Source organism: Streptomyces sp. NPDC048481 (assembly GCF_043200075.1).
Taxonomy (GTDB): domain Bacteria; phylum Actinomycetota; class Actinomycetes; order Streptomycetales; family Streptomycetaceae; genus Streptomyces.
This window is the reverse complement of sequence record NZ_JBICXC010000001.1, coordinates 1,255,539-1,268,491: the sequence shown is the minus strand read 5'-3', so window position 1 is coordinate 1,268,491 and position 12,953 is coordinate 1,255,539. Positions and strand designations below refer to the sequence as shown.

Annotated in this window: 10 protein-coding genes; all 10 read right to left on the bottom strand. The window is 70.9% G+C overall.

The features are described from left to right. Positions 1 to 46: 46 nt before the first annotated feature. Positions 47 to 382 carry an RNA polymerase-binding protein RbpA gene (locus ACGFSH_RS05400; protein ID WP_003957010.1) on the bottom strand — a complete coding sequence of 112 codons (336 nt, stop codon included), beginning with the start codon at positions 380 to 382 and terminating at the stop codon, positions 47 to 49. A gap of 211 nt (positions 383 to 593) precedes the next feature. Further along, a complete protein-coding gene (gene secG, locus ACGFSH_RS05395; RefSeq protein WP_256915905.1) occupies positions 594 to 830 on the bottom strand; it encodes a preprotein translocase subunit SecG in 237 nt (78 codons plus the stop codon). Positions 831 to 1,019: 189 nt separating this feature from the next. After that, positions 1,020 to 1,796: a triose-phosphate isomerase gene (gene tpiA, locus ACGFSH_RS05390; protein ID WP_329408702.1), complete on the bottom strand. Its 777-nt coding sequence runs from the start codon at positions 1,794 to 1,796 to the stop codon at positions 1,020 to 1,022. A 6-nt stretch (positions 1,797 to 1,802) separates the two neighbouring features. After that, positions 1,803 to 3,014, bottom strand: coding sequence for a phosphoglycerate kinase (locus tag ACGFSH_RS05385; protein WP_393345157.1), 1,212 nt, complete (start codon positions 3,012 to 3,014; stop codon positions 1,803 to 1,805). A 133-nt stretch (positions 3,015 to 3,147) separates the two neighbouring features. Then, a complete protein-coding gene (gap, locus tag ACGFSH_RS05380) occupies positions 3,148 to 4,158 on the bottom strand; it encodes a type I glyceraldehyde-3-phosphate dehydrogenase (protein ID WP_393345155.1) in 1,011 nt (336 codons plus the stop codon). Positions 4,159 to 4,389: 231 nt separating this feature from the next. Then, positions 4,390 to 7,344, bottom strand: a complete 2,955-nt coding sequence (locus tag ACGFSH_RS05375; RefSeq protein WP_393345154.1) for a M14 family zinc carboxypeptidase — start codon at positions 7,342 to 7,344, stop codon at positions 4,390 to 4,392. 145 nt (positions 7,345 to 7,489) lie between these two features. Then, positions 7,490 to 8,479, bottom strand: a complete 990-nt coding sequence (gene whiA, locus ACGFSH_RS05370; protein WP_069770129.1) for a DNA-binding protein WhiA — start codon at positions 8,477 to 8,479, stop codon at positions 7,490 to 7,492. Next, positions 8,470 to 9,537 (bottom strand): uridine diphosphate-N-acetylglucosamine-binding protein YvcK, encoded by a 1,068-nt coding sequence (gene yvcK / locus ACGFSH_RS05365; protein ID WP_329408711.1) that lies wholly within the window; start codon positions 9,535 to 9,537, stop codon positions 8,470 to 8,472. Before yvcK ends, whiA begins: the two co-directional genes overlap by 10 nt. Next, positions 9,534 to 10,601, bottom strand: coding sequence for an RNase adapter RapZ (gene rapZ / locus ACGFSH_RS05360; protein ID WP_393345151.1), 1,068 nt, complete (start codon positions 10,599 to 10,601; stop codon positions 9,534 to 9,536). Before rapZ ends, yvcK begins: the two co-directional genes overlap by 4 nt. Further along, positions 10,598 to 12,787, bottom strand: a complete 2,190-nt coding sequence (uvrC, locus tag ACGFSH_RS05355; protein WP_393345149.1) for an excinuclease ABC subunit UvrC — start codon at positions 12,785 to 12,787, stop codon at positions 10,598 to 10,600. Before uvrC ends, rapZ begins: the two co-directional genes overlap by 4 nt. Between the last annotated feature and the right edge of the window lie 166 nt (positions 12,788 to 12,953).

Sequence of the window (12,953 nt, the reverse complement as noted above, 5' to 3'; positions counted from 1 at the left end):
CGACGCATGCGGCCAGGCTCCCTGAGGCGCCCGGCCGGTCGTGCTGTCAGATCTCGCCCCGCAGTTTGGCGAGCGCCTCGGCGAGGATCGCCTCGCCGTCCGCGTCGCTGCGCCGCTCCCTCACGTACGCGAGGTGCGTCTTGTAGGGCTCGGTGCGCGGTGGGTCCGGGGGGTTGTCCCGGTCCTGTCCGGCCGGGAACCCGCAGCGGGGGCAGTCCCAGGTGTCGGGGACCTGCGCGTCGCTGGCGAAGCTGGGCTGCGTCTCGTGTCCGTTGGAGCACCAGAAGGAGATGCGCAGACGGGGCGCGGACTCGCCCCGCTCGGCCTCGCCCATCGGCCCCGCCCCGACCCGGCTTCCTCGGATCGCGTTGCCACTTGCCACGGTCGTAACTCCCTGCGTGATGGTGCCGCGAAGCGAGTCGGCGTTTCGCTCCGCTGCGAGCGCCTCAGTCTACGTAAGGCCCAACGCGCGTCCAGTGCTTGGAGTTACAGCTTCCACACCTGGACGCAAGCCCCATGATAGGCGGCGCTCAGCTGCGCGTACCGAACATGGGGCGTTACGTACCGGAATGTGCGTGCCTGTGAGAAGCTGATCAGTTGTTCGTCTTCATCACGATGCAGAGCACGATGATGCAGGTGAACCAGAGCAGCCCGACGACCACGGTGATGCGGTCGAGGTTGCGCTCGGCGACCGAGGAGCCGCCGACGGAGGACTGCATGCCGCCACCGAACATGTCGGAGAGACCGCCGCCCTTCCCCTTGTGCATCAGCACCAGCAGCATCAGCAGCAGGCTGAAGACGATCAGGGCGATCGAGAACCCCAAAACCACGGCTGGACCAACTTCCTCGGATTCGGATGACGCATTGGGCGAACGGTTCGGACGACAGGGGCACAGCGTCGTTGTCCCGGCGCGGCTCGGCCGCGCGGCGCTGTGCCCCCGCAAGGGTACGACGGATCGCCGCTACCGCATACTCACAGCTCGGATCACCGCGGGATCACCGGCGGATCACCCGGCGGATCACTGGTCGCGGAAGCGCACGATCTTGACGAACTCGTCGGCGTCCAGCGAGGCGCCACCGACCAGCGCGCCGTCGATGTCGGCCTGCGCCATGATCTCGGCGACGTTGCCGGATTTCACGGAGCCGCCGTACTGGATGCGGACCTTGTCGGCCAGCTCCTGGGTGTACAGCTCGGCGACCCTGGCGCGAATCGCCGCGCAGACCTCCTGCGCGTCCTCGGCGCCGCAGACCTTGCCCGTGCCGATGGCCCACACGGGCTCGTAGGCGATCACGATCGTCTCGGCCTGCTCGGCCGGCACGTCCTTGAGACCGCCGTCGACCTGGGCGAGGGTGTGGGAGACGTGGTTGCCCGCCTCGCGGACGTCCAGCTCCTCGCCCACGCACAGGATCGGGGTCAGGCCGTGCTTGTAGGCGGCCTTGACCTTGGCGTTCACGAGTTCGTCGGTCTCGTTGTGGTACTGGCGGCGCTCGGAGTGGCCGATCGCCACGAACGTGCACTTCAGCTTGGCGAGCATGGCCCCGGAGATCTCGCCGGTGTAGGCGCCGGAGTCATGCGCCGAGATGTCCTGGGCGCCGTACTTGATCTTGAGCTTGTCGCCGTCGACCAGGGTCTGCACGGAGCGCAGGTCGGTGAACGGCGCGAGGACGGCGACCTCGACGGCCTCGTGGTCCTTGTCGGCCAGGGCGAAGGCGAGCTTCTGGACGTGGGCGATGGCCTCGAGGTGGTTGAGGTTCATCTTCCAGTTGCCCGCCATCAGCGGCGTACGAGTGGTCATGCGGGGTCAGTCCTCCAGTGCGGCGAGGCCGGGGAGCGTCTTGCCCTCGAGGTATTCGAGGGAGGCGCCGCCACCGGTCGAGATGTGGCCGAATGCGTTCTCGTCGAAGCCGAGCGTGCGCACGGCGGCGGCGGAGTCTCCGCCGCCGACGACGGTGAAGCCGTCCGAGTCGACGAGGGCCTGGGCGACCGCCTTGGTGCCCTCGGCGTAGTCGGGGTGTTCGAAGACGCCCATCGGACCGTTCCAGAACACGGTCGCGGCGTCGGCGAGCTTGCCCGCGTACAGCTCACCGGTCTTGGGGCCGATGTCCAGGCCCAGCTGTCCCTCGGGCATCCGGTCCGCGTCGACGGCGGAGTGCTCGTTGGACGCCTTGGTCTTCAGGTCCGGGAATCCGGGCGAGACGACGACGTCGACCGGGACGACCAGCTCGACGCCCTGCTTCTCGGCGCGTTCCAGGTACTCGGTGACGGCCGGGATCTGGTCCTCCTGAAGGAGGGAGGCGCCGACCTCGTGGCCCTGGGCCTTGAGGAAGGTGAAGGCCATGCCGCCGCCGATGAGGATGCGGTCGGCCTTCCCCAGCAGCTGGTCGATGACGGCGAGCTTGTCGGAGACCTTGGAGCCGCCGAGCGCCACGACGTAGGGGCGCGCGACGTCCTCGGTGAGCTTCTTCAGGACGCCGACCTCGGTGGCGATCAGGTAGCCGGCGTAGTGCGGCAGCCTGCCCGGCAGGTCGTACACGGACGCGTGCTTGCGGTGCACCGCGCCGAAGCCGTCGCCCACGTACACGTCGGCGAGGGTGGCCAGCCGGTCGGCGAAGGCGGCGCGCTCGGCGTCGTCCTTGCTGGTCTCGCCCGCGTTGAAGCGCAGGTTCTCGACGACCGCGACCCGGCCGTCGGCGAGGCCGGCGACGGTGGACGTGGCGGAGTCGCCGACGGTGTCGGTCGCGAAGGCCACGTCGGCGCCGAGGAGTTCACCGAGGCGCGCGGCGGCGGGAGCGAGGGAGAAGGCGGGGTCCGGAGCGCCCTTGGGGCGGCCCAGGTGGGAGGCGACGACCACGCGGGCGCCCGCCCCGGCCAGCGCCTTGACGGTGGGCAGCACGGCGCGGATACGGCCGTCGTCGGTGATGGTCGTGCCGTCCAGCGGCACGTTCAGGTCTGCGCGGACGAAGACGCGCTTGCCTGCGACGCCTTCGGCGAGAAGTTCGTCGATCGTCTTCATTGAGTGGGCTCCCTGGAGGACGGGTGGTGCTCGTGATCCTAAGAGGGCTGGTCTGCACGTGCGTCAGGGCCCGGGCGGCGCGTCCTTGCGCCGCCCGGGCCCTGCTCTCACATGGACGTGCTCGCTCTGTGGATCAGAGCTGGTCGCCGACGAAGACCGTGAGGTCGACGAGGCGGTTGGAGTAGCCCCACTCGTTGTCGTACCAGCCGAGGATCTTCACCGAGTTGCCCTCCTGGACCATGGTCAGGGAGGAGTCGAAGGTGCAGGACGACGGGTCGCCGACGATGTCCGAGGAGACGATCGGGTCCTCGGTGTAGGTCAGGAAGCCCTTGAGGTCGCCGTCCTCGGAGGCCTTCTTGAACGCGGCGTTGACCTCGTCCTTGGTGACCTCGCGCTGGAGGGTCACGACCAGGTCGGTGGCCGAGCCGGTCGGGACCGGGACGCGCATCGCGATGCCGTCCAGCTTGCCCTTGAGCTGCGGCAGGACCAGGGCGGTGGCCTTCGCGGCGCCCGTCGTGGTGGGGATGATGTTCTCGGCGGCGGCGCGGGCGCGGCGCAGGTCCGAGTGCGGGAAGTCCAGGATGCGCTGGTCGTTGGTGTACGCGTGGACCGTCGTCATCAGGCCCTTGACGATGCCGAAGTTCTCGTCGAGAACCTTGGCCATCGGCGCCACGCAGTTGGTGGTGCAGGAGGCGTTGGAGATGACGTGGTGGTTCGCCGCGTCGTACTTGTCCTGGTTGACGCCCATCACGATGGTGATGTCCTCGTCCTTGGCCGGAGCCGAGATGAGGACCTTCTTGGCGCCGCCCGCGATGTGCTTCTCGGCGTCGGCCTTCTTGGTGAAGATGCCGGTCGACTCGATCACGATGTCGACGCCGAGGTCGCCCCACGGGATGTCGGCGGGGTTGCGCTCGGACAGCACCTTGATGGTGTGCCCGTCCACGGTGATCGTGTCCGCCGTGTGCGACACCTCGGCCTTGAGGCGGCCCAGGATGGTGTCGTACTTCAGCAGGTGGGCGGTGGTCGCGGTGTCACCGAGGTCGTTGACAGCCACGATCTCGATGTCAGCACCCTGCTCCAGCAGCGCGCGGAAGTAGTTACGACCGATGCGGCCAAAGCCGTTGATGCCTACGCGGATCGTCACGAACCGATCTCCTCGTTGGTACGCCGGCCCATGCAGTGCCGGCGAGCTGTATTTGGGATGTCCCCGACCACCACCGACCCTACCTCTCCGGGGCGGCCGGAGTGACATCGAGTCGGCCCATACACGGCACGGCGGTCCGTACCCGCCAGTAGGGGTACGGACCGCCCGGGCCGGACGGGCCCGATCACTCGATTCGGTCACGAATCTTCACGCCGAGTTGACTTCGGCGTGTCAGTCGTCAAGTGAGTGGAGCGCCTTTCCGATGAGCGTTGTGCGGTCGGCCGCCGAGGGGAGGTGCTCCAGACCGAAGCCCAGCAGCACCGTGTCGTCGGTGGTGACCGCGCCGTAGGTCTGGAAGAGCACGCCGGTGCGGGCCCAGTCCTTCAGCACGGCCGGGCTGCCCGCGGGCGGACCGCTCGCCCGCCACGCGCCCAGCGACGTCTCGAAGCCCTCGGTCTCGGTGGCCCCGCCGCCGACGACCAGGGAGGCGTCGTCGGCGAGGACGCCATGGCCGCCGCTGCCGGGGTCGGTGACATAGGCGATCGAGACCTCGACCTTCTTGCCCGCGTAAGCGCTCAGGTCGAAGCTCACCTGCTGCCATCCGCTGGACGCGCCGGTGAGCGCGTTCCACGACCCCGTGGAGCCGGTCGCGGTGCAGCCCCCGGACGTGAGGGTGAGGTAGTGCCGCAGCCACGGGTGCTCGCCGATGTAGAAGCCGGCCCCGCACTCCGCGGGCACGGCGGTGCCTGTCGCGCCGCCCGCCTCGGGAAGCGTGGTCCAGTCCTCGGCGCCGACCGTGTGGATCTCCACGACGGCGTTGTCGTAGCCGGGCTCGGTGTCCCACAGCAGCCGGGTGCGCAGCGCGGGCCTGCTCGCCGCGGCGACCCCGCCGAGGTCGATGGTGCGGGTGAGGCGTTTGTAGGCGTCGTCGGTGTGGACGGCCGCGGCCATGTACGAGCCCGCGTAGGGCCCGTAGGGGTTGACCGTCCCGGCGAACCTGCCGGCGCCGGAGGAGGCGAACTGCGGGTACTGGGCGGCGGGCAGCTCGTCAGAGGTGACCCCGTAGGTGCCGGCCTTGTCCAGCGGGTTGCCCGCGGTGGCCCCGAGGGCGCCCGTGAACCCGTTCAGCGCACCCGAACCGGTGAAGCCGGTGGCGCCGGGGGTCGACGTACGGGAGTACGCGCCCAGGTAGTACTGGCTGAAGTCGTTGGACGGGGTGCCGTCGGCGAGCGAGACGTTGCCGCCGGCCAGTTCGCCCGCCTCGATCAGCTTGCCGCCCTCGTTGAGGAAGGCGCGCAGTTCGAGCTGGGTCGGATTGCCCGGGGCGCTCGCGCCCGTGTAGTGGACGACCGTGGCGAAGTGGCTGAGCACGCCGAGCGCGTCGGGCGCGCCCCGGGTGGCGACGTCCCAGACGACCGCCCTGCGGCCGTTGGCCTTCAGCGCGTCGACGTAGGTCTGCGCCTGCGTGGCGGCCGCGCCCTCCTCGGCGACGACGAGCGTGTCGGCCCGGTAGGTAGGGGCGACCGTGTAGGTGAAGTGAGAGCTGGAGACCTTCTTGCCGGCCCCGGTCTCGCCGGTGAACCACACCTCGACCTTGTCGCCCGGCCCGCCGTCGCGCACGGTGGCCCGGTACTCGTCGTAGTGGAGGTTGTCGTCGCCGCCGTAGGTCTCGCCGCCCTTCCACGCCCGCAGGGGCCGCTCCCGCGTGCGGCCGCCGTTGACGCGGTACTTGAGCTCCTTGTCGCGGACCGCCTTGCGGACGACGACGGAGACCTCCTGGCCCGCGCCGCGCGCGTAGGAGGTGGTGAACGGCGCCGGGGTGAAGTCGGCGGCGGTCAGTCCGACCGAGGACTTCGGCCGGTCGGGGTGGGCGACGGACTCGGCGACGGAGAGCGCGAACGGGACGTTCTTGGCGAACTCGCCCTGGATCAGCTTCTCGTCGTCGGGGAAGTTGAAGACGGACTGGCAGTCGGCCGCGTTCCAGCGGTCGTCCGGGTCGGCGTCGGACGCGGTCTGGCAGGTCGACATCTCGGGGGTGAACATCCCCATGCCGTTGACGTTCCCGGCGTGGCCGTCGGCCTCGCCGTTGGTGGTGTAGAGCTCCGAGGAGACCTGCGGGTGGTAGCCCGGGACCGCGGAGTTGCCGGGGGTGCCGGCGAGCGCCCGGTAGGCGACGTCGTCCGGGGTGTCGGTGGCGACCTGCCAGCCGACGCCGTAGAGCAGCAGCTCGGCGGCCGAGTGGTAGTTGATGCCGTACGTGAAGCCGATCCGCTTCTCGAAGGCGTCGAGCGCCCTGGTCTCGGGCTCTGAGGAGGGACTCGCGCCGCGGTAGGTCTCGCTGGTCGGGTTCGGTGAGGAACCCTCGTTGTCGTAGCCCCACTTGTAGGCGAAGTTGCGGTTGAGGTCGACGCCGTCGCCGGTGGAGATCGCGCCGTCGCCGTTGACGTCCCGCAGGTTCTTGCGCCAGAGCCGGTTGGCGGGGTCCTGGAACGTGTAGTCGTAGCCGTCGGGGTTGGCCGACAGGACGAACCACAGCTCGCTGGAGTCGACGATCTTCCGGACGCGCCGGTCGGTCCGGTAGTTGTCCAGGTAGTAGTGCATCAGCCGCCGGGTCATCTCCGGGGTGATCCACTCGCGGGCGTGCTGGTTGGACATGTACAGCACCGAGGGCTTAGAGCCGTCCTTCGACTTCTTCGCGTTCGTGGTCAGTTTGAGCGCGAGGATGTCCTGGCCGCGGACGGTTCTGCCGATGGAGACGACCTTGGTGAGGCCCGGGTTCTCCCTGGCGGTGCGGAGGATCTCCTCGCGGAGGCCGCCGCTGCCGCTGTAGGGGCGGAACACTCCCCCGGCGGCCGCGCCCAGGCGCTTCTCCGCCGTGGCGGACAGGGTGTGCTCGGTGAGCCGCACGCCCTGTTTCCCGAGCTTGTCCGCCTGCTTGTCGGTGAGGTAGACCTCGACCGTGGCGGCGCCCCCGCGGGGCACCCGCTCGCTGAGTTCCTGACCGTCCTGGCCGGCCGCCAGCAGCAGGGGTACCTGCTGCCGGGTGACGTCGGCGCGGAAGACCTTCACCTCGTCGGCGTCGGGCTTCGGTGCGGTGCCGGGCTGTGCCTGGGCGACGGGTGCGAGTGCCGCTCCACCGAGCAGCAGCGCGCCGACAGCGAGGATCGATCTCGCTCTTCGTCTCATGAACCCCCCTTGCCTGAGTCCGCCCCAGCAGCGAACCCTGCCAGGCTCATGACAGTTCATGATCGAGTCAAGAGCGCGTCGGCGCCACGGAAAACGCCGGTGTGGTCGCCCGATCGGGCGACCACACCGGCGTTCTGAGGAAGCGTCAGCCGACCAGGTTGTCGGCGAGTTCGTCGCTCAGGTTGGCGTCCGTGCCCGGGATGCCGAGGTCCGAGGCGCGCTTGTCGGCCATCGCCAGCAGCCGGCGGATCCGGCCGGCGACCGCGTCCTTCGTCAGCGGCGGGTCGGCGAGCGCGCCCAGCTCCTCCAGCGAGGCCTGCTTGTGGTCCATGCGCAGCCGGCCGGCCGCCGCGAGGTGCTCGGGCACGTCGTCCGCGAGGATCTCCAGGGCGCGCTGGACGCGGGCCCCGGCGGCGACGGCCGCGCGGGCCGAGCGGCGCAGGTTGGCGTCGTCGAAGTTCGCCAGGCGGTTCGCCGTGGCCCGCACCTCGCGGCGCATCCGGCGCTCCTCCCAGGCGAGCACCGACTCGTGGGCGCCCAGGCGGGTGAGCAGCGCACCGATCGCGTCGCCGTCGCGGACGACGACCCGGTCGACGCCGCGCACCTCGCGCGCCTTCGCCGCGATGGACAGCCGGCGGGCGGCGCCGACCAGCGCCAGCGCGGCCTCCGGACCCGGGCAGGTCACCTCCAGGGAGGACGAGCGGCCCGGCTCGGTGAGCGAGCCGTGCGCCAGGAACGCGCCGCGCCAGGCGGCCTCGGCGTCACAGGTCGCGCCGGAGACCACCTGCGGGGGCAGGCCCCGGATCGGACGGCCGCGGCCGTCCACCAGGCCCGTCTGCCGGGCCAGCTGGTCACCGCCGGCGACCACGCGCACGACATAGCGCGAGCCGCGGCGGATCCCGCTGGGGGCCATCACGATCAGCTCCGAGCCGTGGCCGAAGATCTCCAGGATGTCCCGCTTGAGCCGGCGGGCCGCCATCGCGGTGTCCAGCTCCGCCTCGATCACGATGCGCCCGCTCACCAGGTGGAGGCCGCCGGCGAACCGCAGAAGGGCGGAGACCTCCGCCTTTCTGCAGCAGGTCCGGGTGACGGGGAGCCGGGAGATCTCGTCCTTCACCGCTGCCGTCATCGCCATGGGCCGATCCTTCCATGCATCCGAAAAATACGGTCGTACGCGGCGGCCAACAGCTCCGGGTCGTGCCTCGGGGTTCCGTCGGGCCGGGCCACCGGCGCCAGTTCGACCGCCGCCCCGAACCGTTCGGCGGCTTCGGCCAGCGAGTCGCGGTCGGGCACGGCGGCCTCGTCGGCCAGCACCACGTCCAGGGCGAGTTTAGGGGCGTGTCGTCCCAAAACCTCCAAATGACGCTGCGGGGAGAAGCCATCGGTTTCTCCGGGCTGCGGCGCGAGGTTCAGCGAGAGCACCCGGCGGGCCTTCGTCGCCATGAGGGCGTCCAGCAGGTCGGGGACCAGCAGATGCGGCATGACCGAGGAGAACCACGAGCCCGGTCCGAGCACCACCCAGTCCGCGTCCAGGACGGCCTCGACGGCCTCCGGGACGGCCGGCGGGTCGTGCGGGACCAGGTGCACCGACTGCACCTCGCCGCGCGTCAGCGCCACGGTCGCCTGCCCGCGGACGGTGTCCACGTCGTCCGGCCGCAGCGGATCATGGCCCTTGACCAGCGCCTGGAGCTCCAGCGGCACAGCCGACATGGGCAGCACCCGCCCCTGCGCCCCGAGCAGCTTGCCGACCAGGTCCAGGGCCTGGACGTGGTCGCCGAGCTGCTCCCACAGGGCGACGATCAGCAGGTTGCCGACGGCGTGCCCGTTGATCTCGCCCTGCGACTGGAAACGGTGCTGGATGACCCGCGCCCAGGTCTGGCCCCAGTCGTCGTCGCCGCACAGCGCGGCCAGGGCCTTGCGCAGGTCGCCCGGGGGCAGCACGCCCAGTTCGTCGCGCAGGCGGCCGCTGGAGCCGCCGTCGTCGGCCACCGTGACGACCCCGGTGAGGTCCCCGGTGATCCTGCGCAGCGCGGTGAGCGAGGCGGACAGGCCCATGCCGCCGCCGAGGGCGACGACCTTGGGCTGGGTGCCGCGGCGGCGCGGTTTGCCACCGCGCGCCTCGACCGGCCGGCTCACCCGTCCGTCGGACGCGGTCCTGCGCAGACGGCCGAGCCGCGGAGAACGTCCGGTCATTCCCGTCCCATGTCCCGGTGCACGACCACCGTCTCCACGCCCTCGGCCGCGAGGCGCGCGGCGAGCTTCTCCGACATGGCCACCGAGCGGTGCTTGCCGCCGGTGCAGCCCACCGCGATGGTCACGTAGCGCTTGCCCTCCCGGCGGTAGCCCGCGGCGACCAGCTGGAGGAGCTCCGCGTACCGGTCGAGGAACTCCTTCGCGCCCGGCTGGTTGAGGACGTACGAGGACACCTCCTCGTTGAGCCCGGTGTAAGGGCGCAGCTCCGGCACCCAGTGCGGGTTGGGCAGGAAGCGCATGTCCACCACGAGGTCGGCGTCGACCGGCAGACCGTACTTGAAGCCGAAGGACATGACGGTGGCCCGCAGCTCGGGCTCCTCCTCCCCGGCGAACCGGGCGTCCATCTTGGCCCGCAGCTCGTGCACGTTGAGGCTGGAGGTGTCGATCACCAGGTCGGCGTCGCCGCGCAGTTCGCGCAGGAGTTCGCGCTCGGCGGCGATGCCGTCGACGATGCGGCCGTCGCCCTGGAGCGGGTGCGGCCGGCGCACGGACTCGAAGCGGCGCACCAGCGCGTCGTCGGAGGACTCCAGGAACACGATGCGCCGGGTGACGTTCTTCGACTCCAGGTCGGCGAGGGACTCGCGGAGGTTGTCGAAGAAGCGCCGGCCGCGGACGTCGACGACGACCGCGATGCGGGCCACGTTGCCCTGGGAGCGCGCGCCCAACTCCACCATGGTGGGGATGAGGGCGGGCGGGAGGTTGTCGACCACGAACCAGCCGAGGTCCTCCAGACACTTGGCCGCCGTCGAACGGCCGGCTCCGGACATGCCGGAGATGATCACCAGCTCGGGGATGGCCGCGTCGGGGATCCCGGGCGGCGTGACGTCCGTACTCACCTGTGCTCCGTCTTCATGCCGTGCTTCCTGCCGGGGACCGTCCGCGCCCGCCGGGGGCGGGGCGGCGGCCTCGCCGGGCCCTTGGGGGCCTGGCCCGGTACCGGCTGTGGGCACAGTAGTGGGCGTCTGTTCCGGCTGGGCCGTGGGGTGTGCGTCGTGCTCGGTCATGTCTCCTGCCCCCGTCGTTCCTCCGGGGCGCCCGACGTGGCGGGGGCCCCGGGGGAACCCGTCGTGTCGTCGGGTTCCTCATCATCAATGATCTCTCCGGTCGCCGTGTTCACGGCGGGGGCGGGCGGAGCCGCCAGGGCGAGCGCCGCGGCGATGGTCTCCGCCGTCTTGCGGCCTATGCCCGGGACCTCGCAGATCTGCTCGACGGTCGCGGCGCGCAGCCTCTTCACCGAGCCGAAGTGCTTGATCAGCGCCTGCTTGCGCGTCTCGCCGAGGCCCGGCACCTCGTCCAGCGGTCCGGCGCGGAAGCGCTTGGCCCGCTTGGTGCGCTGGTAGGTGATCGCGAAGCGGTGGGCCTCGTCCCGCACGCGCTGGAGCAGATACAGGCCCTCGCTGCTGCGGGGCAGGACGACCGGGTCGTCGTCGTCCGGGAGCCAGACCTCCTCCAGCCGCTTGGCCAGACCGCAGACGGCGATGTCGTCGATGCCCAGTTCGTCCAGCGCCCTCCTGGCCGCCGCCACCTGCGGCTGCCCGCCGTCGACGACGACGAGCTGGGGCGGGTAGGCGAAGCGCTTGGGACGGCCGTCGTCGTCCTTGAGGCTGCCGGTGAGGGGCGCCTCACCGGTGTCGGCGAGCACCGCCGCCGCGCTCCCCCCGGACCGCACGCCGAAAGCGCCGTCGACGAGGGCGGTTCCGGTCTCCTCGGCCACGGCAGCCCCGTCGGTGACGGCCGTCCCGGTCCCGGCGGCCGCCGTGTCCGCGCCGTCGGTCCACTCGCCCGTGCGCTCCTTCTCGGCCAGGTAGCGCCGGAAGCGGCGGGTGATCACCTCGTGCATGGAGCGGACGTCGTCCTGGCCCTCGAAGCCCTTGATCTGGAAGCGGCGGTACTCGCTCTTGCGCTGGAGCCCGTCCTCGAAGACGACCATGGAGGCCACGACGTCGTCGCCCTGGAGGTGGGAGATGTCGTAGCACTCGATCCGCAGCGGGGCGCTGTCCAGGCCGAGGGCCTCGGCGATCTCCTCCAGGGCACGCGAGCGCGTGGTCAGGTCGGAGGCGCGCTTGGTCTTGTGCAGGACGAGCGCCTGCTGCGCGTTGCGCGCCACGGTCGCCATCAGGTCCTTCTTGTCGCCCCGCTGCGGGATGCGCAGCGACACGTTGGACCCGCGGCGCCCGGTGAGCCACTCCTGCACCGGCTCGACCGGGTCGGGCAGCGCGGGGACCAGGACCTCCTTGGGCACGGCGTCGCCGCGCTCCTCGCCGTAGAGCTGCTGGAGCGCGTGCTCGACGAGGGCGCCGGTCGAGACGTCCTCGACCTTGTCGGTCACCCAGCCGCGCTGGCCCCGCACGCGCCCGCCCCGGACGTGGAAGATCTGGACGGCCGCCTCCAGCTCGTCCTCGGCGACCGCGATCAGGTCGGCGTCGGTCGCGTCCGCGAGCACGACGGCGCTCTTCTCCATGGCCTTCTTCAGCGCCCCGATGTCGTCGCGCAGGCGGGCGGCCCGCTCGTACTCCATCTCCTCGGCCGCCTGCGCCATCTGCTTCTCCAGACGGCGCAGGTAGGTCCCGGTGCGGCCGGCCATGAAGTCACAGAACTCGTCGGCCAGTTCCCAGTGGTCGTCGGGCGAGATCCGGCTCACGCAGGGCGCGGAGCACTTGCCGATGTAGCCGAGCAGACACGGGCGGCCGGTGCGGGAGGCGTTCTTGAACACGCCGGCCGAGCAGGTGCGCACGGGGAAGACGCGCAGGAGCAGGTCGACCGTGTCCCGGATCGCCCACGCGTGCGCGTACGGTCCGAAGTACCTGACGCCCTTCTTCTTGTGGCCGCGCATCACCTGCACGCGCGGGTACTCCTCGTTCATCGTCACCGCGAGGTAGGGGTAGCTCTTGTCGTCGCGGTACTTGACGTTGAACCGGGGGTCGTACTCCTTGATCCAGGAGTACTCCAGCTGGAGCGCCTCGACCTCCGTGGACACCACCGTCCACTCCACCGACGCGGCCGTGGTGACCATCGTGCGGGTGCGCGGGTGCAGGCCCGCCAGGTCCTGGAAGTAGTTCGCCAGGCGCTGGCGCAGGCTCTTCGCCTTTCCGACGTAGATCACCCTGCGGTGCTCGTCGCGGAATCGGTACACCCCCGGAGAGTCCGGGATCTGTCCCGGCTCGGGGCGGTAGCTGGAGGGGTCGGCCATGTCTCACACCCTACTGGCGCGCGGTGACACTCCGGCGGGGCTGTGGACAACGCCCGGCGACCGCGGGGGGACCTCGCGCGGCGCGATCCCGAGGGCGGGGGTCCGAGGGGCCCGGACTCGGCCACCCGCACGTGCCACTCGGCCGTCAGGTGTTGTCGCGACAGGG